General features: G+C 60.6%; 19 protein-coding genes. 7 read left to right on the top strand and 12 right to left on the bottom strand.

Annotated features, from left to right (window positions below; translation table 11 throughout):
• Nucleotides 1-93: 93 nt before the first annotated feature.
• Both OF385_RS12015 and OF385_RS12010 read left to right on the top strand, forming a co-directional pair.
• Nucleotides 94-312, top strand: coding sequence for a DUF3073 domain-containing protein (locus tag OF385_RS12015; protein WP_060703458.1), 219 nt, complete (start codon nucleotides 94-96; stop codon nucleotides 310-312).
• A gap of 191 nt (nucleotides 313-503) precedes the next feature.
• Nucleotides 504-1,394 carry a Sir2 family NAD-dependent protein deacetylase gene (locus tag OF385_RS12010; protein WP_264277917.1) on the top strand — a complete coding sequence of 297 codons (891 nt, stop codon included), beginning with the start codon at nucleotides 504-506 and terminating at the stop codon, nucleotides 1,392-1,394.
• Between the two features lie 68 nt (nucleotides 1,395-1,462).
• On the opposite strand, the gene purM is transcribed toward OF385_RS12010, so the two are convergent.
• The 5 genes from purM to OF385_RS11985 form a co-directional block, all read right to left on the bottom strand.
• A complete protein-coding gene (purM, locus tag OF385_RS12005) occupies nucleotides 1,463-2,602 on the bottom strand; it encodes a phosphoribosylformylglycinamidine cyclo-ligase (RefSeq protein ID WP_264275563.1) in 1,140 nt (379 codons plus the stop codon).
• A 76-nt stretch (nucleotides 2,603-2,678) separates the two neighbouring features.
• Entirely contained in the window at nucleotides 2,679-4,202 is a 1,524-nt protein-coding gene (purF, locus tag OF385_RS12000) for an amidophosphoribosyltransferase (RefSeq protein WP_264275562.1), read from the bottom strand.
• Nucleotides 4,203-4,306: 104 nt separating this feature from the next.
• Nucleotides 4,307-4,633, bottom strand: a complete 327-nt coding sequence (locus OF385_RS11995) for a hypothetical protein (RefSeq protein ID WP_157379059.1) — start codon at nucleotides 4,631-4,633, stop codon at nucleotides 4,307-4,309.
• Nucleotides 4,634-4,637: 4 nt separating this feature from the next.
• Nucleotides 4,638-5,018, bottom strand: coding sequence for a sterol carrier family protein (locus OF385_RS11990; RefSeq protein WP_081638022.1), 381 nt, complete (start codon nucleotides 5,016-5,018; stop codon nucleotides 4,638-4,640).
• 81 nt (nucleotides 5,019-5,099) lie between these two features.
• Nucleotides 5,100-6,029, bottom strand: coding sequence for an asparaginase (locus tag OF385_RS11985; RefSeq protein ID WP_264275561.1), 930 nt, complete (start codon nucleotides 6,027-6,029; stop codon nucleotides 5,100-5,102).
• Between the two features lie 181 nt (nucleotides 6,030-6,210).
• Here OF385_RS11985 and purD point away from each other — a divergent pair, with 181 nt between their 5' ends.
• Together purD and OF385_RS11975 are read left to right on the top strand one after the other, a co-directional pair.
• A complete protein-coding gene (gene purD / locus OF385_RS11980; RefSeq protein WP_264277916.1) occupies nucleotides 6,211-7,497 on the top strand; it encodes a phosphoribosylamine--glycine ligase in 1,287 nt (428 codons plus the stop codon).
• Between the two features lie 15 nt (nucleotides 7,498-7,512).
• Nucleotides 7,513-8,418, top strand: a complete 906-nt coding sequence (locus OF385_RS11975; protein ID WP_264275560.1) for a phosphoribosylaminoimidazolesuccinocarboxamide synthase — start codon at nucleotides 7,513-7,515, stop codon at nucleotides 8,416-8,418.
• Between the two features lie 82 nt (nucleotides 8,419-8,500).
• Here OF385_RS11975 and OF385_RS11970 read toward each other — a convergent pair whose 3' ends face one another.
• From OF385_RS11970 to OF385_RS11955, 4 genes are all read right to left on the bottom strand, one after another.
• Nucleotides 8,501-10,309: an ABC transporter ATP-binding protein gene (locus OF385_RS11970; protein WP_264275559.1), complete on the bottom strand. Its 1,809-nt coding sequence runs from the start codon at nucleotides 10,307-10,309 to the stop codon at nucleotides 8,501-8,503.
• Nucleotides 10,310-10,311: 2 nt separating this feature from the next.
• The gene (locus tag OF385_RS11965) at nucleotides 10,312-12,129 is read right to left on the bottom strand and encodes an ABC transporter ATP-binding protein (protein ID WP_264275558.1); all 1,818 of its coding nucleotides are present in this window, start codon (nucleotides 12,127-12,129) and stop codon (nucleotides 10,312-10,314) included.
• A 172-nt stretch (nucleotides 12,130-12,301) separates the two neighbouring features.
• On the bottom strand, nucleotides 12,302-13,255 hold the full coding sequence (locus tag OF385_RS11960) for a metallophosphoesterase (RefSeq protein ID WP_264275557.1): 954 nt from the start codon (nucleotides 13,253-13,255) through the stop codon (nucleotides 12,302-12,304).
• A gap of 135 nt (nucleotides 13,256-13,390) precedes the next feature.
• Nucleotides 13,391-15,823: a transglycosylase domain-containing protein gene (locus OF385_RS11955; protein ID WP_264275556.1), complete on the bottom strand. Its 2,433-nt coding sequence runs from the start codon at nucleotides 15,821-15,823 to the stop codon at nucleotides 13,391-13,393.
• Nucleotides 15,824-16,048: 225 nt separating this feature from the next.
• On the opposite strand from OF385_RS11955, the gene OF385_RS11945 reads away from it, so the two are divergent.
• Nucleotides 16,049-16,525: a RidA family protein gene (locus OF385_RS11945; protein WP_264275555.1), complete on the top strand. Its 477-nt coding sequence runs from the start codon at nucleotides 16,049-16,051 to the stop codon at nucleotides 16,523-16,525.
• A 61-nt stretch (nucleotides 16,526-16,586) separates the two neighbouring features.
• A complete protein-coding gene (locus OF385_RS11940; RefSeq protein WP_413467994.1) occupies nucleotides 16,587-17,501 on the top strand; it encodes an NUDIX hydrolase in 915 nt (304 codons plus the stop codon).
• 77 nt (nucleotides 17,502-17,578) lie between these two features.
• On the opposite strand, the gene OF385_RS11935 is transcribed toward OF385_RS11940, so the two are convergent.
• On the bottom strand, nucleotides 17,579-18,256 hold the full coding sequence (locus tag OF385_RS11935) for a Crp/Fnr family transcriptional regulator (protein WP_022874282.1): 678 nt from the start codon (nucleotides 18,254-18,256) through the stop codon (nucleotides 17,579-17,581).
• Nucleotides 18,257-18,460: 204 nt separating this feature from the next.
• Here OF385_RS11935 and OF385_RS11930 point away from each other — a divergent pair, with 204 nt between their 5' ends.
• Nucleotides 18,461-19,651 carry a MarP family serine protease gene (locus OF385_RS11930; protein ID WP_264275553.1) on the top strand — a complete coding sequence of 397 codons (1,191 nt, stop codon included), beginning with the start codon at nucleotides 18,461-18,463 and terminating at the stop codon, nucleotides 19,649-19,651.
• 10 nt (nucleotides 19,652-19,661) lie between these two features.
• On the opposite strand, the gene aroQ is transcribed toward OF385_RS11930, so the two are convergent.
• Both aroQ and acs read right to left on the bottom strand, forming a co-directional pair.
• Nucleotides 19,662-20,114, bottom strand: a complete 453-nt coding sequence (gene aroQ / locus OF385_RS11925) for a type II 3-dehydroquinate dehydratase (RefSeq protein WP_264275552.1) — start codon at nucleotides 20,112-20,114, stop codon at nucleotides 19,662-19,664.
• A 128-nt stretch (nucleotides 20,115-20,242) separates the two neighbouring features.
• Entirely contained in the window at nucleotides 20,243-22,240 is a 1,998-nt protein-coding gene (acs, locus tag OF385_RS11920; RefSeq protein WP_264275551.1) for an acetate--CoA ligase, read from the bottom strand.
• Nucleotides 22,241-22,358: the final 118 nt, after the last annotated feature.

Below are 22,358 nucleotides of genomic sequence, written 5' to 3'. Positions count from 1 at the left end.
CTTTAATTACGAAAGAACTGATCACATATTCGGGGGCCTTCATCTAATTAGATGGACCACCTCCCGACTCTACTGAAAAGAGGGGGTCACGCCATGGGGCGCGGCCGTCAAAAGGCTAAAGCACAGCGTCAGGCGCGAGATATCAAGTACTACTCGCCGTCCACTGACCTTTCGGCACTTGAACGCGAATTGGGCGTTCAGTCCGATCATCATGCTCAGAACACCGAGCGTAATGATTCATCGTATGACGAAGAATATTCGGATTACGACGAGCTGACTAAGAAGTACTCGCGAGACGACGACGAGGATTAAGATCCTTTTCTGAGACCGGGAGTTCTTGGCTCGGAGTGCCACACCTTGAGCACGCAGTGGTACAGCTCTTCAGTACATTTTGCGACATGCCGCAGCGACTAAGCTAGATTAGCTTTAAGTCGTTGCGGCCTTTGTCGTGTCCAACAAGCATGAGGTGGAACGTGAGTACCAAAGAAGAGCTAGCCATCCAGATGGCCCATCACTCAGCGATCCGCTCGATGCAGCGCATAGTGGAGGAACAGGCCCCCGAGTCACCACAAGACGAAGCGCGTGCCGGTGTCCAGCAAATGCTCGACGCAGGCAACGTTTTGGTAGTCACCGGTGCGGGCGTCTCCACGGACTCCGGCATCCCTGACTACCGCGGCCCCCATGGCTCGCTGCAACGGCATCGCCCGATGACCTACCAGGAATTCCGCTACCGCCCCGAGGCTCGCCAACGCTACTGGGCCCGAGGCTACGTCGGCTGGCGCCATATGGACAAGGCAGAGCCCAATCAGATCCACCGCCGGCTGGCGCGCTGGGAGCACGAAGGAAAAATCACCGGCATCATCACGCAGAATGTGGATGGCCTGCATCAGCAGGCCGGTTCGCAACGAGTGATCCCGGTCCATGGTGACCTCTCAACGGTCCGCTGCCTGAACTGCGGCTTCAGCGAAGACCGCCGGGACTTCGACGTACGCCTGGAAGCAGCCAATGAGGGCTACCTCGAAGCGGTGGAGATCGACCCCTCTGCGGTGAACCCGGACGGCGACGTGGAGCTCCCGCAGCATCTGATCGACCAGTTCGTCATGGTCCGCTGCCTGAACTGCGATTCCTTCGCGCTGAAACCCGACGTCGTGTACTTCGGCGAGAGCGTCCCCGCCGAGCGCAAAGAGCTCATGTCCGCACTGGAGGCCGAATCCAGCTCCCTGCTGGTCCTCGGATCCTCTCTGGCAGTGATGAGCGGCTACAAGGTCCTGCTGAACTTCGTGAAAAGGGAACTGCCGGTAGCGCTGATTACCAATGGGCATGTGCGCGGGGAGCAGAAGGCGACCTGGCGCTGGCGAGTTCCGCTGGAGATGGCGCTGAGTCTACTGGACTAGATTAAATTAGCAATGCACCGCACTGGATTCCAGCGCGGTGCATTGCTGCGTACGGGAAAGAACTACTACTACTTGGCGTAGGCTCCGGTCAGCAGCACAGCGCCACCGTCAACGCCCTTGGCGCCCTGGACAAAGTCCAAGCCGGCATCGGAGGCCGATGGATCCAGGTTCTCAACCTGTCCCATGACCCATGCGCCCATGCCAGCGCCGTTCAGCAGCTGCACGGCGCGGTCTGCCACGGTCTGGTCCACGATGGCCACCATGCCAACGCCCAGATTCAAGGTGCGCTCCAGATCCGGCTGCGGCACGTTGCCCAGCTGCGCAATGGTGGAGAAGACCGCAGGCAGGGCCCAGGTGGAGCGATCCACGCGAGCCATCAGGCCCTGTGGCAGCACGCGAGCAAGGTTGGCAGCCAAGCCGCCGCCGGTGACGTGGCTGAAGCCGTGCACGCCGAAGTTCTCGCCGTCGTTCAACTCGCCAATCAGATCCAGGCAGGCGCTGGTGTAGATGCGGGTTGGAACCAGCAGCTCCTGGCCCAGGGTCTTGCCGAACTCGGCCACCTCGCGGTCCAGTTCCCACTGGGCGTGGGCGATCACGCGGCGCACCAGCGAGTAGCCGTTGGAGTGGATTCCCGAGGAAGCCATGCCGATGACGACGTCGCCAGCCTTCACGCGCTCCGGGCCCAGCAGCTGATCCGCTTCGATGACACCGGTGGCGGCACCGGCAACATCGTATTCGTCCTCGGCCAGCAGGCCTGGGTGCTCAGCTGTTTCTCCGCCCACCAGCGCGGTGCCAGCGAGCTTGCACCCCTCGGCGATGCCGCGCACGATGTCGGCGATGCGCTCGGGGACAACCTTGCCGGTGGCGATGTAGTCGGTCATGAACAGCGGCTTGGCGCCCACTACGACGATGTCATCAACCACCATGCCGACCAGGTCCTGGCCGATGGTGTCGTGGATGTCCAGCTTCTGGGCGATGGCCACCTTGGTGCCCACGCCATCGGTGGAGGTCGCCAGGTAAGGCTTCTTGTAGCCGGTCAGGAAGGAGACATCGAAGAGCCCGGCGAAACCGCCCACGCCTCCGACAACACCCGAAGTATGCGTCGCCTTGATCGCGCCCTTCATCAACTCAACGGCACGGTCACCGGCCTCAACGTCAACGCCGGCACCGGCATAGGTGATGGAAGTTGGCTGATCATTGCCGCTCATGGCAGAGGGTTCCTTTTCTGTCGTGAGCACCGGTTCTCCGGTGCCGCTTGCAACGAGGTAAGTGGGGAGAAGGGGATTAGCTGACGTTTTCGAATTCGGAATCCGGGCCGGGCTCGCAACCTGGCTGGTTGCCGCGCTCCAGCAGGTTCTTGCCGCGGCGTTCCTCATGCGGCAACGCGATCGGGTAGTCACCGGTGAAGCACGCGGTGCACAGACGCTCGCGTGGCTGGCGGGTGGCTTCGATCATGCCGTCTTCCGAGATGTAGGCGAGCGAGTCCGCGCCGATGGAGGTCGCGATCTCGTCCACGGCAGCGCCATTGGCGATCAGCTCGGCGCGCGAAGCGAAGTCGATGCCGTAGAAGCAAGGCCACTTCACTGGAGGCGAGGAGATCTTCACATGCACCTCGGAGGCGCCGGCTTCCCGCAGCATGCGCACCACGGCGCGCTGGGTGTTGCCGCGCACGATCGAGTCATCCACGACCACTACGCGCTTGCCGCGCAGCACGGTTTCCAGGGCGTTGAGCTTGAGCTTGATGCCCAGCTGGCGCAAGGTCTGCGACGGCTGGATGAAGGTGCGGCCCACATAGGCGTTCTTCACGAAGCCGTGGGTGAAGGGAATGCCGGATTCCTCGGCGTAGCCGATGGCCGCCGGGGTGCCGGATTCTGGAACCGGGATGACGATGTCGGCTTCCGCGTTGTTCTCGCGGGCCAGCTGCCGGCCCATTTCCACGCGGGACTCGTACACCGAGCGGCCGGCGATAGCGGCATCCGGGCGAGCCAGGTAGACGTACTCGAAAACGCAGCCCTTGGGGGTGGCTTCGGCGAAGCGGGTGGAGCGCACGCCGTTTTCATCGATGGCGATCATTTCGCCTGGCTCGATTTCGCGGATGAACGATGCGCCCACGGTAGCCAGTGCCGGCTGCTCGGAGGCGACCACCCAGCCGCGGTTCAAGCGGCCCAGGACCAGCGGGCGCACGCCGTGAGGATCGCGGGCTGCGTAGAGGGTGTCTTCGTTCATGAACACGAAGCAGAAGGCGCCGTGGATCTTCGGCAGCAGTTCCAGCGCGGTTTCTTCCAGCGACTGGCCCTCGACGCCGGCCAGCAGCGCGGTGACCAAAGCGGTGTCGGTGGTGTTTCCCTGGGCGATTTCGCCACGGACCTTGCCGCCTTCGGCCTGCTGCTTGGCAAGAACCATGTCAGCGAGGTCGGCAGAGTTGGTGAGGTTGCCGTTGTGGGCCAAGGCCACGGTGCCGGTCTGGGTCGGGCCCAGGGTAGGCTGCGCGTTGGCCCAGTGGCTGGCACCGGTGGTGGAGTAGCGGCAGTGGCCGACAGCCAGCTGGCCGTGCATGGAGTTCAAGGTGTTCTCGTCGAACACCTGGGAGACCAGGCCCATGTCCTTGTAGACGTTGATACGGGCACCATCACTGGTTGCAATGCCAGCCGATTCCTGCCCGCGGTGCTGCAGTGCATACAGACCGTAGTAGGTCAGTTTGGCAACCTCTTCGCCGGGAGCCCAAACGCCGAAAACGCCGCATTCATCCTGCGGCCCCTTCTCGCCTGGAAGCAGGTCGTGATTTAAGAATCCATCGCCACGCGCCATGTCAGTTATTCTCTCATGTTCTGGTTTGGTCGACACCGACCGTTTGTGTGGTGGTGGCGGCCAGGTGCGCGGCCGCCCGCTTTTCAGTGGAAGGGAAAAGCTGCCTAGCCTGGTTGTCCGCTGGTGTCAGTGTCCTCGGCCAGAGGAACTGCCAGATGCTTGGTGGATTTGCGCGAGGTGAAGCGATCAATGATCACGAACACCAGCGCACCGATACCCACACCTAGTCCAGCTCCGAACATCGCGAAGAATCCGGAAGCTGACGCACGGGTGTACTCCTGCGAAGGCTCGCCGAGCAAGCCAATGACCAGGCCAACCAGCGCGCCGAGTACGGCGAAGGTCAGAATGAATGGCCAGAATTTAGGTGCCGAGTGAATTTGCACTTCGACACTTTGATCTGCAGATGTCGGGGTAGCGGGGTGTTGCTCCATACCCTTAAGCGTACTCAATAAGTGGTAGGTGCGCGGACAAGTCTGCCCTAAGTCCAGAGGCATGCAATTGCCCAGTTTGCAGGGCATCCGCCCATGAGGTTCGCCCGGTCGCCAGGCAAAGCCATAATTCAGCAGGCATTTCGACCACATTCGGCGGGGTGCCTCGGGTGTGCCGGGGGCCGGCTATGCACTGAGTCACACCAAAGGGAGGGATGCGCACCTCGACCGAATTGCCCTCGGCACGAGAAGCTAATTCCTCCAGCAGGTAGCGAACTGCCATGGCCAACACCGGACGGGCTATTTTTCCTTGTCCTTGCGTAGTTCCAGCCCACTCGCGGACCGCTGCACGACCAGCGCTTTCATCAACGCGTCGCTTGATTGCCATTTAGTGATTCATCTCTTTCCTTCGATGACATAAAACTGTCACATTCACCTGTTGGAATGGCTTGAAGCCAGGCAGTGAAAATCAGAAATCTGTCCCAGCCAACTGTAGTCCAGCAGCACGTGCCCCGGCAGTGGCGCCCGCTGGCTGCAATTGCGCGCGCAATTCGCGGTAGGCAGTTTCCTCGATGGCGTCGAATTTGCGCAAGAGCGACAGGGCCAGGAGATCGGTGCCGCGGGCGGAGCCGTCGAGCATCTTGATGGCTACGGTCACCCCGCTGGGCGCCGCCACGGCCAGCACGCCCTCGGCACCCAGCTTGGCGATGGCCCCGGTCCGCTTGATGACTTCCGTATTGGGATGGCCTTTGCCTCTAACGGCCCAAGGGTGGTGTCGCATCGCGTCGACAACGCGTTGCGCCTCCGCCAGCTGTGACACGACAAGTTGCCTGAAGCCCTGGGCGAGGCTCTGCAACGACATTTGGACAGCTGGGGCCCCGCAGCCATCGATGCCCGTGAAATGGATCGGCCCGCAGAACTCCTCGAGGACCGCGTGGGCCGTCTGCTGGACCGGATGAACCGGATCCAGATAGCTGGCAGTCTCAGCGCCCAAGGCTTTTGCGGCGAGCAGGAATCCTGCGTGCTTGCCCGAGCAGTTGAAAGCCAACGCGGATTTGGGCCAGTGCTCAAGGGTCATTTGGGTTCTGGTTGCCGAATCAACGGGCCAGGATTGCGGGCATTGGAGATCAGAAGCATCCAAACCACCGGCCTGGAGCATCGCGCGGGCCACATCCTGGTGCTCGAAAGTGCCGACGTGGCTTGCGCAGGCCAGGGCCACCTGCACGTCCGTGAGTTCGGCGCCGCATCGTAATGAGGCAATCGCCTGGAAGGGCTTCACGGCAGATCGCGGGAAGATCAAAGCGTCAGGGTTTCCCAGCGACAAAAGTGCTAAGCCGTCCGGATCCAAGACCACCGCGACCCCATAGTGCCGTGACTCGGTGACTCCATTGCGGCTCACTTGCACTAACTGCGAGCAATCGGAAATATCCACGGATCGGTCCATTCCCCCAGTTTATTCGTCTGGGATGTCCCTTGCCCATCGGCACGGCGCTGAGCTGTTGCCGGTGGGGTTCACAGCACAGGTTCAATGGATGTCACAGACGGCATCCGCCCGCGAATTCTCCGGTAAACTCGGCCGGGTGAAGGTACTGGTTATTGGCCCAGGCGGCCGTGAGCATGCAATTGTCCGAGCACTGAGTGCAGACCCCTACGTCAAAGAAGTCCATTGTGCCCCCGGCAACGCCGGCATCGAACAGGACGTCACCACCCACAACATCGACGCGCAGGATCCTGCCGCGGTTCTCGCGCTGGCCCGCGAACTGGCCAGCGACCTGGTAGTTGTCGGTCCGGAAGCGCCACTGGCAGCCGGTGTCTCCGATGCCCTGATCGAAGCCGGCATTCCGGTCTTCGGTCCTACCAAAGCTGCAGCGCAGCTTGAGGCATCAAAGGCTTTTGCCAAGAACGTCATGGCTGCGGCAGAAGTGCCCACCGCCATGGCCCACGTGGCCACCAACCGCGAGGAAGCAGCCAGCGCACTGGATGACTTCGGCGCACCGTATGTGGTCAAGGACGATGGCCTGGCCGCCGGCAAGGGCGTCGTGGTCACCTCGGACCGCGACGAAGCACTGGAGCATGCCGAAGCCTGCTTCGCAGCCGGTGGCACCGTGGTCATCGAAGAATTCCTCGATGGCCCAGAAGTTTCCCTGTTCGTGATCTGCGACGGCAAGCACGCCGTTCCGCTGTCGCCTGCGCAGGACTTCAAGCGCATATTCGACAATGACGAAGGTCCGAACACCGGCGGCATGGGCGCCTACTCGCCGCTTGAGTGGCTGCCAGAGAACTTCGTCGACGAAGTCATGGAACGCGTCGCCTACCCGACCCTGCGTGAAATGGAAAAGCGCGGCACCCCGTTCACCGGCGTACTCTACTGCGGCTTGGCCGTGACCAAGCGCGGTATCCGCGTCATCGAATTCAATGCACGCTTCGGCGACCCGGAGACCCAAGCAGTCCTTGCCCGCCTGAAGACCCCGCTGGGCGGCGTATTGCTCGCCGCTGCCAAGGGCCAGCTCGATGATGCCGAACAGCTGAACTGGTCGCCGCTTACCGCCGTTGATGTTGTCATCGCCGCTGAGAACTACCCGGACAGCCCGGTGAAGGGCGCCGTGATTTCCGGGCTGGATGCTGCGAACGCGTTGGAGAACGTGCACGTGATGCACGCCGGCACCTCCGCCGATGCAGACGGCAACATCGTCGTTTCCGGCGGACGCGTGCTTGCCGTCGTTGGCCTGGGAGATGACCTGGCAGCTGCTCGCAAGGCGGCGTATGCGGGCGTCGCCGAGATCAGCTGGGATGGTGCCCAGTCGCGCACCGATATCGCGCTGAAGGCCGAACGCGGCGAAATTGTCGTCGCTGATCAAAGCAAGTAAGAGGACCAGATATTTATGGCAGGATTCCAGACCGAAGTTCTCGACCTTGAAGGTTGGGACCACTTCTACTCGGGCAAGGTTCGAGACCTCTACGTGCCGGCAGGCACGAGCTTCGAGGACACCGACCGCGTGCTGGTCGTCGCTTCGGACCGCATCAGCGCCTATGATTTTGTGCTCACCAGCGAGATCCCGGATAAGGGCAAGGTCCTGACCCAGCTGAGCCTGTGGTGGTTCGAGCAGCTGGGCGGCTTCGCCAACCACGTGATCTCTACCGACGTTCCAGAAGCCGTGGCCGGGCGTGCCATGGTCTGCAAGAAGCTGGAAATGTACCCGATCGAATGCATCGCTCGCGGATATCTCACCGGTTCGGGCCTGGCTGAGTACAAGGTCTCCAAGACCGTGTGCAGCCTGCCATTGCCTGGAGGCCTGGTGGATGGCTCCCGCCTGGAGCCTGCGTTGTTCACCCCATCGGCGAAGGCCGAGGTAGGGGAGCACGACGAGAACATCACTTATGAGCAGACAGTTGAGCGCGTTGGCAGCGAAGTTGCCGAGGCCCTGCGCGAGAAGACCGTGGCACTTTACGAGCAGGCTGAGCAGATTGCCCGCGCCCGCGGGATCATCTTGGCGGACACCAAGGTCGAGTTCGGCGCAGATCCTGCCACTGGCGAGGTCACCTTGGGCGACGAAGTGCTGACCCCGGACTCCTCGCGTTTCTGGGACGCCACGGCGTACCAGCCAGGCCAAGCCCAGCCGAGCTTCGACAAGCAGTTCGTGCGCGACTGGTTGACCAGCGAGGCATCTGGCTGGGACAAGAACTCCGGCGAGCAGCCTCCGCGGCTGCCCGCTGAGATTGTCGAGAAGACCCGTGCCCGGTACATCGAAGCCTATGAACGCCTGACTGGCAAGAGCTTCACTGCCTAGTTCCGGCAGGACGCATCAAAGCAGCCCCTTGGCGGCTCAGAAATTCTCTGAGCCGCCAGGGGCTGCTTCTATCTGGGCTTGCCTAGACCAGCGAATCCGTCCACGCCTTGTGCAAGGCGGCGAAATGGCCATTATCGGCAATCAACTGCTGCGGGGTGCCATCCTCTGCGATCTTGCCATCGTGGACTACCAGGACGCGGTCAGCGATTTGAACCGTCGAGAGGCGGTGGGCGATGATCAGCGCCGTGCGATTGCCAAGCAACGTCTGCAGGCCGCGCTGAACCGCACGCTCCGAAGGGATATCAAGGGAGCTGGTCGCTTCATCCAGGATCAAGACCGCGGGATCTGCCAAGAAGGCGCGGGCAAAGGAGATCAGCTGTCGTTGTCCTGCCGAGACGCGTCCGCCGCGCTTATTCACATCGGTGTCGTAGCCCTCGGGAAGATCCAGGATGAACTCGTGGGCGCCCACCGCTAGTGCCGCGGCGTGGATGTCCTCCATCGAAGCACCAGGCCGGCCCAGGGCGATATTTTCGGCTACTGACCCGGAGAACAGGAATGCTTCCTGGGTCACCATGACCACATGCTGGCGCAGTTCCTTATTCGACAGCTCCTTGATCGGCACTGAATCCAGATTCAATGTGCCCGATCGCAGGTCGTAGAAGCGCGCAATCAGCTTGGCGAGCGTAGATTTGCCGGCACCGGTTTGACCCACAACAGCAACGGTCTGACCCGCTGGAATGTGCAGATCGAATTCCTCCATGATGATGGGGCCGTCACCGTAGCCGAAGACCGCATCCTTGAACTGCAGATCGCCGGACACCTTGCGAATGCTCTTGGGATGTTCTGGCTCAAGCACGGTGGGTTCTTCTTCCAGGAGTCCTGAGACCTTTTCCAAGGCTGCAGTTGCGGACTGCAAAGACGAGTAGAACATCGCAATGTGCTCAACGGGTTGGAAGAGCCGCTTGGAAGCCAGGAGGATGGCCACCATGGCACCGACTTCCATGGAGCCGTTCATGATGCGGAATCCGCCGTAGGCAAGAAGCGCCGCGACCGCAAGGTTGCCAATCAGGACCAGGCCTGGCTGCAAGATGCCAAAGAGGTTGAAAGAGCGTACCGAATTATCACGGTACTTCTCAGCGATGCCTTGGTAGTTTTCATCATTGGCACGTTCGCGGCGAAAGGCCTTCACTGCGCGGATACCGGTCATGGTTTCCACGAATGTCGAGATGACCTTGGCGGAAACGACACGGGATTCACGGTACAAGACCTCGGAACGGCGCTGGTACCAGAAGAACAGGATGGCTACCGGAACGGCGGCGATGCAGACCACGAGTCCGCTTTGCCAGTCCAGCAGGAAAATCGAAATCAGCGTGAAGACGATGAAGACGCAGGAGGACGCCAATTCCGAGACGCCCTGGTCCAACAATTCCCGCAGGGTTTCCAGATCAGAAGTCTGGCGGGAAATAATGCGTCCCGATGTGTAATTCTCATGGAATTCAAGACTGAGCCGCTGGGTATGGCGGAAGACCTGCTGGCGCAGATCCAGCAACATGGCTTGCGAAATCTTTGCGGCGGAATTGATATACCAGGCCAGCAAGACGCCGCTGAGAATCGCGCACACGATGTATCCCGCGCCAGTGATCCCCAAAGCGCCCCAGTTGCCCTCGCGGACCTGTGGCAGGGTCCAATCGATGGCAAAGGCGATGATGATTGGCAACAGCACGCGTGCCGCGTTGGAAACCAGGACCAACACGACTGTGAGGATGAAGAGCTTCTTCTGCGGCAAGGCGAGGGCAGCGAGCAGGCGGAAAGATCGCTGGCGCACGACCTTGCGATCAGCAGCGGAAAGCTTGATGGAGTCCTCGTTGGCGACACCTAGTGGCTTACTCATCTTCAGGCCTCCTCGGTGGTTGATAGTTCTTCGTCATCCAGGCTGGCAATGACAAATCGGTAATGTTCGTTCGTGCTCAGCAGGTGGGTGTGGCTGCCCACCGCATCAATGCGGCCGTCGCGGAGCAATGCCACGCGGTCTGCCAGCATCACGGTGGAGGGGCGGTGCGCCACGATCAGGGTGGTGGTTCCGGCGAGGACCTCGCGCAGCTTTTCGGTGACTAGTTCTTCGGTTCGCACGTCGAGTGCCGAGAGCGGGTCATCGAGGACCAGCACTCTCGGACGGGCCGCGATGGCGCGAGCCAGGGCGATACGCTGGCGCTGTCCGCCGGAGAGGGAGAGCCCTTCTTCTCCGATGAGCGTGTCGACGCCTTGGGGCAGAGAGTAGGTGAAGTGGGCTTGGGCGACGTCGAGGGCCTCAGCGAGCAGTGCTTCGCGTTCTTCCCCATCCAGGGATTCCGGCGCGCCCAGCAGGACGTTGTCCCGGATGGTGGTGGAGAACAGCGTGGTGTCTTCGAAAGCCACCGCAATCTCGGTGCGCAGCTGATCGAGGTCCCAGTCCTTGACGTTCTGTCCATGGATCAAGACCTCGCCGGCGGTCGCTTCATGCAATCGGGGAATCAGGTTCAGCAGGGTCGATTTGCCCGACCCGGTGATGCCGACCAGGGCCATGGTTTCGCCCGGGCGGATCTGAAGATCGATATCGGCCAGGATCGGCCGATGCGTGCCAGCGGTGTCGGCGTAGGCAAAGCGCACATGGCGCAGGGCCACAGTGCCATCAGGCTGCTGCGGGACCTTGGGCTGTTCGGGGGAGACGATGTCGTTGGCCGCGTCCATGACTTCAAAGTGGCGGTCCAGCGCGGTCTTGGTGCTCAGCGTCATTCCCAGCAGCATGCCCATGCCTTCGACAGGCCCGGCGATGACGGCGGCGATGGCAAAGTAGGCGACCAGGGAACCGACGCTCAACGTTCCGCTGGCGACCTGGGCGATGCCGATGAACAGGCCGATACCCAAAATGGTTTCCGGGACTGCGACGACGGTGAGCAGGAAGGTGGCCAGGGTTTTGGCTTTGGCGATTTCCGTTTCCTGCAGCGACTTGGCCTGGGTGTTGAAGCCTTCGAAAATGTGCGGCCCGCGGCCAAAGGCCTTGATCACGCGAATGCCGTGCACGGATTCTTCTACCGCTGTGGCGAGATCGCCGGCTTGGTCTTGGCTCAGGCGGCTGGCGGCGCGGAACTTATTGCGGAAGCGGTAGGCCTGGATGGCTATGGGGATCGAGCCCAAAAGGTAGAGCAATCCCAGAATCCACGAGTGGGTGAACATCAGGATCAAGCCGGTAATGACCGTGACGGTTTCCACGACGAGCATCATCGCGCCGAAGGCGAGCCAGCGCCGCAGCAGCGAGAGATCCGACATGGAGCGCGAGAGCAACTGGCCCGATCCCCAACGCTCGTGGAATGCAACCGGGAGGCGCTGAAGGTGCCTGTAGAACCGGATGCGCATCTTTGTTTCCAGGCCGGCGGCCGGGGTCAGCACGAATTGACGGCGCAGGTAGATCAGCAGTGCTTCAACAAAACCCAAGGCAGCGACGATGGCAACGGAAATCCAGACCTCGGAGGAGTCGCCGTCTCGGTGCAACACGGAGTTCACGAGCCATGCCAGCACCTGCGGGATGACCAAGGCCACGATTCCGGCACCGAGCGCGCAGAGGAATCCGCAGAACAGCCGGGGGAGTATTGGCTTCACAAACGGGTAAAGCCGCTTTAGCGTTGCGGAGAGCGGAACCGGGTCCTTAGAGTCGACCTGTTGTGCTTGCGCCACGGTACCCCGCATTCATCCAGAAGTTAGACAGAGCTTCAGCTTACCGTCAGTGGTTGAGAGAATTCAATCAATTTTCTCATTTAGGAAAGAACTGCTTCAGATGAGGATTAAGCGAATCCCGGCCCGGCACGATAATCCGTGCAAGACCGGGATCTAGAAGATGATTTTGAGGCTAATTGCGTCCGGTGAGCGTCACCAGAATTGCCTCTGGCGGGCAAGCAAAGCGAATCGGCGCAAAGCGTGAGGTTCCCAATCCGGCGGAGACATTCAGGGGAACAGAGTTGCCTGCGTAGTCCCAATCGCTCAGGCCCCGGGCGCGCCACGTTGGCAGATCGCAATTGGACACCAGTGCGCCGTAGCCGGGGATGCAGACCTGTCCGCCATGGGTGTGCCCGGCAAAGATGACATCGGCCTTCGCTTCGGTGAACTGGTCCAGGACCCGCTGGTATGGAGCGTGCGTCAACGCGATGCGAACATGGGGAGCCTGGTCGCTGGTCGAGGAACCGCGTGGCCAGCCTGCGAAGCGGTCGCGATTGATATGCGGATCATCCACGCCGCTCAAGTCCAGGCGCAGCCCGTTCAGGACCATTGAATGCGAACGGTTGGACATATTCACCCAACCGGCGGAGCCGAAAGCCCGGTGCATGTCTTCGAAGGGAAGCTGATCCCGCGAGGACGGATTGGGGATGCCCTCGTTGCGCGCGAAGTACTTGAACGGGTTCTTGAGCTTGGGCGCGTAGTAGCAGTTGGACCCGGGTACGAAGGCGCCGGGGAAGGCCATAAGGGGCTCCAGTGCCTTTAGCAACGAAGGAATTGCTTTTCGGTGGCTGAGATTGTCGCCGGTGTTGATCACGAAGTCAGGTTCGAGGTCAGCCAGTTCCCGCAGCCATTGGATCTTGGTTTCCTGTCCCGGAACCATATGGATGTCCGAGAGGTGCAGTACCTTGATGTCGGCGGCACCTCGGGGTAGGACGCCCAGGGTTTCGCGGCGAAGACCGAACTTCTGGGTCTCCAGCATTCCATAGCCCAGGAGTGCACCACCCAAGGCCACAGCGCCACCAGCCGCCAGAGCAGTTGTGCCGGCCGCATGACGTAGTGATGCAGCAAATGTTTTGTGTTCAACCATGACTTGTTTGCCATCGTCCTTTCGTGCCCCGGGGCAACTTCTGGTGAAGTCCGCTATTGCCAATCTAAACCGAAAGGCCGCGTCCAACCAAAGTTGAACGCGGCCTTTCGCAGGAGCAGCTAGTTGGTCACCCGGCTAATCGGAGGACTTCGGAGGGTTGGGCTGGGAAGACTTCTGCGATTTCTTCTTGTCTTCCTCGGCTTCCTTCTTCTTTTCTTCCGCTTCCTTCTTCTCCTCCTCGGCTTCCTTCTTTTCCTCGGCTTCCTTCTTCTCTTCTTCAGCCTTCTGCTTTTCCTCGGCTGCCTTCTGCTTAGCCTCAGCCTCTTCGCGCGCTTCAGCTTCGGCCCGCTCGCGGGCCTCTGCGGCGGCCCTAGCCTTGGCAGCTGCTGCGTCTTCCTTTTCGCCATCAGACATTGCGCCATCTGGAGTGTCCGGAACTACCGGATCCGGGCGGTTGCCAGCTTTGCCAAAGCCCTTGCGCTCGTATTGGAGGACTGCTTCCTCCATGAAGTCGACCCACAACGGGGCTGCATAGGTCGAAGAGTCAACCATGGCAGGAGCTTGCTCATCATTGATGATTGCGCCATGCAGCTCGTTCGTTTCGTTTGCGGCCTTGCCATTCAGGCGGCCTACCCAGGTAGCGGTCGCGATGCCGGTGGTGTAACCAACAAACCAAGTCGAAGTGGCGTAGTTGTTAGTACCGGTCTTGCCTGCGATCGGGCCTTCAACGCGACCCTTCGAAACGCGCTTGGTAGCAATCTTCTTCAGCGTGCCGTTTAGATCTGCGACGTAGGCCGGATCAATTTCCTGGGAGCAGGTTTCCTGGGGAACCTTGTACTCGTTGTTGTCCTTGTCGACGACGCTGGTCATTGCACGTGGCTTGCAGTATTCACCCTTGTTGGCGAAGGTCGCAAAAGCTGCTGCCTGCGAGAGCGGAGTGATGTTGGCTGAACCGATGATGAACGATGGGTTGGCTGGGCTGATGGGGCCCGGCTGGCCATTGTCTGCATCCTGGTCCAAGACGCCCAAGCGCTTGGTGTAGTCGGCGATGGTGCACAGGTCGGTTCGGAACGCTTCCTGGACTGTCGCGGTGTTGATGGACCAGTAGAGGCCGGTGTCAACGGTCATGCGGCGGTAGAAGCCCGGGGAAGCGTTTTTTGGCTCCCATTTGCTGCCAACTGTTGCGGTGCCACCAGGAAGGCAGGATGCGCGGAACTTGGTTCCTGGCTGGAAGGCCTGCTTCTTCGCGTTGATGGTATCGCTCATGCGGTTGCCCTCGGTGAGCCAACCCAAGGTCGTGTAAGGCTTCATGGTCGAGCCGCCCTGGAAGCCACCAGCGCCACCCAGCGAGCGTTCCACTGCGAAGTTGTAGTAGGTGCTTGAACCGGAGTTCTTGCTGTCCGGACCATAGGTGGTGTTCTGTGCCATGGTCAAGATGTTGCCGGTACCGGGCTGAACCGAAACAATCGACGAGTGGATGTCCTTGTTGGACTTGGCGTTCGGATCAATAGCCTTGCGAGCATCGGCGGCAGCCTTCTTGTTCAGCTCGCTGTTCAAGGTGGTCTTGATCGTCAGGCCGCCACGGTACAGAAGACCTTCGCGGTCTTCCTTGGTCTTGCCGTAAGTGTCGTCGCTGAGAATCAAGTTGACGACATAGTCACAGAAATACGCGTTGTCCTCAGCGGAAGAGCAACCCGATGGTGAAGTGCTTGGCTTGAGCTCAAGCCCGGACTTCACCGCATCGTCGTATTCTTTCTTGCTGATCGCGCCGGTGCGGTACATGTTGCCCAGCACCTTGTTGCGACGGTCAAGGGAGCGCTCTGGATTGTTGATCGGGTTGTAGACATTCGGCAGCTGGACCATGCCGGCGAGCATGGCGGACTGCTGGACGTTCAAGTCCTTGGCATCAACAGAGTAGAAGCGCTGGGCTGCGGCCTGAACGCCGTACTCGCGACCCGAGAACAGCACCAGGTTCAAGTAGCCTTCAAGGATTTCGTCCTTGGACATTTCCTTTTCGATAGCCACCGCGTATTTGAGCTCGCGGATCTTGGCCGCGTAATCCTTCTGACCGGAAATGGTCGATTCCTCAGAGCCAGTGAGCTCCTGGTTGTTCACCAAGAGGTTGTTCACGTACTGCTGAGTCAGCGTCGATGCACCCGAACGGGAAGACGAGGTGAGGTTTCCGACGATGGCACGGGCGATGCCCTGGGGGTCAACACCCTTGTGCTCGTAGAAGCGTTCATCTTCCACGGAAACGATGGCCTTGCGCATATAAGGCGAGATGTCATCAATCTTCACGGGTTCGCGATTCTGCTGATAGAAATTCGCGATGGTCTTGCCGTCGGCATCGAGGATCGTCGAAGGCTCCGAAATCGGAAGCTTTTCGAACGAACTCGGAAGCGCGCTAACAATGTTGTTACCGGTGGTCAAACCGGTTTTTGCGATCGCCGCAACGGGCACGAGCATGCCTGCTGCGAGCACACCACACAGGGCGCTGATTCCGAAGAATGCAACGACTTTCCCAAGGGTGGTGGCGGTATCAAAAAAGGGGGACTTCTTGGCTGCCATACCCACTAGTTTACAAGGACGCGATAACGTATCCAGTATGACTAAATGGGAATACGCCACTTTGCCGCTTTTGATCCACGCAACAAAGCAGATTTTGGACCAATGGGGGGATGATGGTTGGGAGCTGGTAACCGTTGTTCCTGGCCCTAACGGTTCATCGCCAGTGGCATATATGAAGCGTCCAAAAGAGTAAAGAAAACACACTTCCTTAAGGAGAGAAAGCCCATGCAAGATGCGACTTCCTCGCGTGTCGAAGCACGACTGACCGAACTGGGTTACACCCTGCCAGACGTTGCCAAGCCCGTTGCTGCGTACCTGCCAGCAGTCACCACCGGCAACTATGTTTACACCTCTGGTCAGCTTCCGCTGATTAAGGGTGAACTCCCAGTTGTGGGAAAGGTTGGCGCTGAGGTTTCAGCAGAAGAGGCCAAGGCCCAGGCACAGGTTGCCGCACTGAACGCGCTGGCTGCCATCAAGGCCGAGATCGGTGACCTAGATCGCATTAGGCGCATCGTGAAGGTTGTCGGATTCGTGGCGTCGGCACCGGCGTTCACTGGACAGCCAGGAGTCATCAACGGCGCGTCCGAATTCTTCGGTGAAGTGCTCGGGGATGCAGGCCTGCATTCACGTTCCGCAGTGGGTGTAGCAGTGCTGCCGCTGGACGCTCCCGTCGAGGTTGAGGTCATCGCGGAATTTGAGTAGTTCATTCCAATTGCCATCTATGCGGCCCGCCAAGGCTTTTCCTTGCGGGCCGCGTAGCGGCATGGTGCGCAGGATCTTTGAGCTGCCACCACACCAGATCCCCACAGCCGAGAATTGGTTCACCTTCGGCTCCCGCACGCCCAGGAGTCCGCGCCGCGCATCCTCGGTGTGCCTCGTAAGGGACTGTTCGAAGGGCGTGGAGACTTACCTGACCTTCCGGCCCGGCGGCTCCCCGCTGGGCAACGTGGCCTTTCCGGGAGGCAGTCATGAAGCCAGCGACCGGGCCGGCTACCAGTGGTTCGGCCCGAGCCTGTCACAGTGGTCCAAGCGGATGGACGTCCTGGACCAGCAGCTGGTCCAAGCGCATATCGTGTGCGCCATTCGAGAGCTCTTCGAAGAAACCGGAATCCTGCTGGCCGGCACCGACGAGCAATCCATTGTCGAAATGGCTGATCCCGAAGAGTGGATGAGCGCCCGCGAAGCGATTGCGGGCCAGGATCTCTCCTTCGACGAATTTCTCCGCCGCCGCGGCCTGGGCCTGCGCACGGACTTGCTGCGCCCCGTCTCGCACTGGCTGAATCCCAATTTTGCGCTGCGCAGATTTGATACGTGGTATTTTGCTGCCACCGTCCCCAATCGCCAGGAACCGTCGTTGCTCCGAGGCAAGGGCAAGTGGGGCCGCTGGCAAGTGGCCAGCAAGGTTTTGGCGCAACGCAATACCAGCGAGCTGGGCGATGAGGTGGGACAGCCGAACACCGTAGGGCTGAACCTGTCGAGGATCAGCTATCCAGCGGTGGAAATGATGCTCGAAGCAATGTCCGACGCCAACGGAGTCGTCGCATATTTGTCGCGGGCACGCTCCCTGGATTTGAAACATCCTGACTTACTGGTGCGTGACGGCATTTATTATCTGGAAGTTCTCGGCTCAATGAGTGCCGAATCGTCCCGTCCATGGCAAGCTACCGCGGGCCATTAAACGCCAGTTAATTCAGCTTGAAAATAGTGTGGGCCGAATATCCAAAAGGATATTCGGCCCACACTATTTTGCTTGGGTTAGCGTGAACGCTGACGCAGACGCTGGATGTCCAGGATCACGACGGCGCGTGCTTCCAGGCGTAGCCAGCCGCGCTGAACGAATTCAGCCAAAGCCTTGTTTACGGTTTCACGCGATGCGCCAACCAGCTGGGCCAGCTCTTCCTGGGTCAGCTCGTGAGCTACCAGGATGCCGTCGGTTGCCGGGCGGCCGAAGCGGTCAGCAAGATCAAGCAGAGCCTTGGCAACACGGCCAGGAACATCGGAGAAGACCAAGTCCGCGAGGGACTCGTTGGTGCGACGCAGACGGGCAGCCAGAGCCTGCAGCAGCTGGATCGAGACCTCAGGGGAGTTCAGGATCGCCTTGCGCATGTTCTCGTGGCTCAGGCCAGCCAGTCGGGTTTCCGAAACAGCGGTTGCCGTTGCATTGCGTGGGTGTGGATCGAATAGGGCCATCTCGCCAAACAGTTCGCCTGGGCCAAGAACAGCAATCAGGTTTTCGCGACCATCCGAAGAGGTGCGGCCCAGCTTGATCTTGCCCGAAACGATGAAGTACAGGCGGTCGCCCTGATCGCCTTCACGGAACACCGATGCACCGCGGGACAGATCAACCTCGGTCAATTCTTCGGTGAGCGCGGCGAATACTTCATCACCAAGCGACGCAAACAGTGGCGCGCGACGCAGTACCTCGATATCCATTAAATCTCCTGTCAACAGTAGTAGGCGCTTACTTCATTGTGCCGTATCCGGTAACAATGTGACAGTTTCCACACGTGGTTTTACCGAGAAAATGTTGAACGTCACGCTCATTCGGTCAAAACTCGCGAATATGCTCGCAGAAATCCATCAGCTTCTAAGGGTACCTTGGGTTAATACAAAGTACTTGAACGCATTGGAGTCTTGGTGCTCGGAATTTTCAGCTGGCTCGACGTAGTCATCTGCGCTGTTTTGCTGACCTTTTTCATCATCGGACTCCGCCGCGGTTTCCTGCTGACCGTAGGCGACATGGTGGGCCTTATCCTGGGAGGCGTCGCAGCATTCTTTGCCATTCCGCTGGTATCCACCTTCGCCAGCAACCCATGGTGGAGAGTAGCGCTGATGGCCGGTACCGCGGCCGTGCTGATCATCCTTGGCCAGGCACTTGGCCGGGTCATCGCTACCCGCATTCGCCACTGGATGAATGTCGACTTCCTGCGCTCCGCGGACCGCCTCGCTGGTGGTGTGCTCTCGGTGCTGATTACCGCCACAATCATTGGCGCGCTGGCCTTTTCCACCGCCAGCATGGGTATTCCGAGGCTCTCTTTGGAGATCGGCAAGTCCAACTTGATCACGGCCATTCGCGGCGCAACCCCGGCCTTCGTGAACTCGGCGATTTCCACCGCCCGCTCCAAGGTCATCGCAGAAACCCTGCCAGCATTTCTGGAGCCCTTCGCGCCATCGGTGGAGCAGCCCGTGGACACCCATTGGGAAGCTTCGGACCTGCAGCTAGCTGCTGCGCAGTCGGCGGCCAAGGTCTCAGGCACCGCAGTGCAGTGCGGTGTGAACCTGACCGGTTCCGGTTTTGTCGTGGCACCCGAAATGGTGATGACCAACGCCCATGTCGTGGCCGGTTTGGGGTCGGCGACGGTGGAGACCGGTCGTGACGAAGTTCACCGTGGAAAAGTGGTTTACTTCGATCCCGTGACCGATATTGCGCTGCTGTACGTGCAGGGCCTTGAAACTCCGGCCATCGATCTGGCCGATGATGACCTGACCCGCGGGGACGCCGCCGCGTTCATCGGCTACCCGGCAGGTGGTCCGCAGCAGATCGGCAGCGCGCTCATCGCTTCGCGGGCCAATGTCTCCATTGCCAACATCTACGGCACCGATCCGTCGCGGATCTCCGTCTACCAGCTCACCGCCGAAGTAGCCCAGGGAAATTCCGGGGGACCGCTGCTGGATGAAAACGGCGACGCGGTCGGATTGATCTTCGCCAAGTCGCGCAGCGACGAACAGGTCGGCTTCGCGTTGAGCCTCGAAGAGATGGAACGCGCCATGGAGCGCGGCGGCTCGCAGCGCAGCACGGTGAAAACCGGGGACTGCATCGCCAACTAGCCCAGGCGGACTAGTTGTCCAGCAGGTACGCCAGCTGCTCCACCGCCAGCTTGTAGCCGTTGACCCCCGCTCCCACGATGATCGAGCTGGCGACGGGGGAGACGTACGAGTGGTGGCGGAATGACTCGCGCTGGTGGACATTGGAAATGTGCACTTCGATCAGGGGCAACTGCACGCCGCTGATCGCATCGGCGATGGCCACCGAAGTGTGGGTGAAGGCTCCCGGGTTCATCACGATGCCCGCCGCGCTGGTTCGAGCCTCGTGAATGGCGTCGATGAGCACCCCTTCATGGTTGGACTGCAGGGCGCGCAATTCGAAACCATGGGCGGCTGCGGTATCACGAGCCAGCTGTTCAACATCGGCGAGGGTGTCATGTCCATAGATCTGCGGTTCTCGGGTGCCCAGCAAGTTCAGGTTGGGCCCATTGAGCAGCAGAATCGTGCGTGATGCGTTCTCAGTCATGGACTCAAATCTAGTGCACAGCGCCGGCAACCTCGGCAATTGTTTATTGATGAACGAGAAAAACACTGCCGCCGTGCAGAACGTCAACCACGTTCCGCACGGCGGCAGTGCCAATACCCGAGTGTTGGCTATTTGCCCATGGATTGAGCGATCTGGCTCATCACGGTCGAATCCGAGAGCGTCGTCGCGTCGCCGACCTCGCGGCCCTCGGCCACGTCCTTGAGCAGGCGGCGCATGATTTTGCCCGAGCGGGTCTTGGGCAGTTCGGGTACCACCAGCACATGCTTGGGCTTGGCGATCGGGCCGATGTCCTTGCCAACATGGTTGCGCAGCGTGGCCACGACATCCTCGCCCTCGGCCGGTTCGGTCTGCAAGATGACGAACGCGACCACGGCCTCGCCGGTGGTCTCATCCTTGGCGCCAACCACCGCGGCTTCAGCCACATATGGGTGGGCCACGAGAGAGGACTCGATTTCGGTCGTGGACAGGCGGTGGCCGGACACGTTCATCACGTCATCCACGCGGCCCAGCAGCCACAGATCTCCGTCGTCGTCCTTCTTGGCGCCGTCGCCGGCGAAGTACGTGTTCTCGAAGCGGGACCAGTAGGTTTCCTTGTACCGTTCCATGTCGCCCCAGATGCCGCGCAGCATCGATGGCCATGGCTCGCGGATGACCAGGAATCCGCCCTCTCCATTGCCCACCGGCTCGCCGGCCTCATCCACCACGTCGATGCTGATTCCCGGGACAGCAACCTGCGCCGAGCCCGGCTTGGTGTGCGTGACACCGGGCAGCGGAGCGATCATATGCGCACCGGTTTCGGTCTGCCACCAGGTGTCCACGATCGGGGTGGGGTGTTCCTTCTTCTCGCCGTTTTTGCCGTTGTTGGTGCCGATGACATCGCGGTACCACATCCAGGCTTCGGGGTTGATCGGCTCGCCGACGGAACCCAGCACCCGCAGGGAAGACAGGTCGTAGCCATCGGGGATCTCGCGGCCCCACTTCATGAAGGTTCGGATGGCGGTTGGCGCGGTGTACAGGATCGAAACGCCGTACTTCTCCACCAGCTCCCACCAGCGGCCCTGATGCGGGGTATCCGGGGTGCCTTCGTACATCAGCTGGGTGGCGCCGTTGATCAGCGGCGCGTACGTGACGTAGGAGTGTCCGGTGATCCAGCCGATATCGGCGGTGCACCAGTACACATCGGTTTCCGGGTGCAGATCGAAAGTATCGCGGTGGGTGACGGCGCCCTGGGTGAGGAAACCGCCGGTGGTGTGCACGATGCCCTTGGGCTTGCCGGTGGTGCCCGAGGTGTAGAGCACGAACAACGGGTGCTCGGAATCATGGGCCACGGCGGTGTGCTCGGTCGAGGCCGCATCCAACACGTCGTGCCACCACTTGTCCAGCGGACCGAATTCCACTGGCTCGGCATTGCGCTTGACCACCAGGACGTTTTCCACGGTGTGCCCCGGCTCGGCCAGCGCGCCGTCCACGGCGGCCTTCAGCGCCGATGGCTTGCCGCGGCGCCAGGTGCCGTCTGCGGTGACCACGAGCTTGGCATCGGCATCATCGATGCGGCTGCGCAGCGCGTCAGCGGAGAAGCCTCCAAAGACCACCGAATGGATGGCGCCAATGCGGGCGCAGGCCAGCATGGTGATAACCGCTTCGGGAATCATCGGCAGGTACACGGCCACGCGATCGCCCTTGGCCACGCCCAGGGACTCGAAGGCGTTGGCTGCCTTCTTGACCTCTTCGGTCAGCTGGGCATAGGTGTAGCTGCGGGTATCGCCGGGTTCGCCCTCGAAGTAGATCGCCACCCGATCGCCCAGGCCGTTTTCCACGTGGCGATCCAGCGCGTTGTAGGCGGCGTTGAGCTTGCCACCGACAAACCAGCGAGAAACCGGTGCCTGCGACCAGTCCAGGGTTTGCGTGAAATCGGTATCCCAGGAAAGCACCGTGCGGGCCTGATCAGCCCAATACCCCAGGCGATCAGCCTGGGCTGCCTCATAGCTGGCCGAGCTGGCGACCGCCTGGTCACTGAACTCCTTGCTGGGGGCAAAGGCACGGGTTTCATTCGACAGGTTATCCAAGGTCTTCGAATCGCTCACGGGCTTCGCATCCTTCCGCATAGTCAGAAATATTCTCTGTGATCAAAGTTACATGCTTTGGGACTGCTGATTGTGGTTTGTGTCACCAGCGACCGGGAATCAGGGTAATTTCTGCGCCCAACGGTCACAGCACTGCGAC

Origin of the sequence: Glutamicibacter sp. JL.03c, assembly GCF_025854375.1 — a bacterium.
GTDB lineage: Bacteria > Actinomycetota > Actinomycetes > Actinomycetales > Micrococcaceae > Glutamicibacter.
Note: the sequence above shows the minus strand (reverse complement) of the source record. Positions and strands in the feature narration are given on the sequence as shown.

Coding starts and splice junctions, on each gene's coding strand:
- OF385_RS12015 (WP_060703458.1), top strand. CDS start 94: ATGGGGCGCGGCCGTCAAAAGGCTAAAGCACAGCGTCAGGCGCGAGAT.
- OF385_RS12010 (WP_264277917.1), top strand. CDS start 504: ATGGCCCATCACTCAGCGATCCGCTCGATGCAGCGCATAGTGGAGGAA.
- purM (WP_264275563.1), bottom strand. CDS start 2,602: ATGAGCGGCAATGATCAGCCAACTTCCATCACCTATGCCGGTGCCGGC.
- purF (WP_264275562.1), bottom strand. CDS start 4,202: ATGGCGCGTGGCGATGGATTCTTAAATCACGACCTGCTTCCAGGCGAG.
- OF385_RS11995 (WP_157379059.1), bottom strand. CDS start 4,633: ATGGAGCAACACCCCGCTACCCCGACATCTGCAGATCAAAGTGTCGAA.
- OF385_RS11990 (WP_081638022.1), bottom strand. CDS start 5,018: ATGGCAATCAAGCGACGCGTTGATGAAAGCGCTGGTCGTGCAGCGGTC.
- OF385_RS11975 (WP_264275560.1), top strand. CDS start 7,513: ATGGCAGGATTCCAGACCGAAGTTCTCGACCTTGAAGGTTGGGACCAC.
- OF385_RS11970 (WP_264275559.1), bottom strand. CDS start 10,309: ATGAGTAAGCCACTAGGTGTCGCCAACGAGGACTCCATCAAGCTTTCC.
- OF385_RS11960 (WP_264275557.1), bottom strand. CDS start 13,255: ATGGTTGAACACAAAACATTTGCTGCATCACTACGTCATGCGGCCGGC.
- OF385_RS11955 (WP_264275556.1), bottom strand. CDS start 15,823: ATGGCAGCCAAGAAGTCCCCCTTTTTTGATACCGCCACCACCCTTGGG.
- OF385_RS11945 (WP_264275555.1), top strand. CDS start 16,049: ATGCAAGATGCGACTTCCTCGCGTGTCGAAGCACGACTGACCGAACTG.
- OF385_RS11940 (WP_413467994.1), top strand. CDS start 16,587: ATGGTGCGCAGGATCTTTGAGCTGCCACCACACCAGATCCCCACAGCC.
- OF385_RS11935 (WP_022874282.1), bottom strand. CDS start 18,256: ATGGATATCGAGGTACTGCGTCGCGCGCCACTGTTTGCGTCGCTTGGT.
- aroQ (WP_264275552.1), bottom strand. CDS start 20,114: ATGACTGAGAACGCATCACGCACGATTCTGCTGCTCAATGGGCCCAAC.
- acs (WP_264275551.1), bottom strand. CDS start 22,240: ATGCGGAAGGATGCGAAGCCCGTGAGCGATTCGAAGACCTTGGATAAC.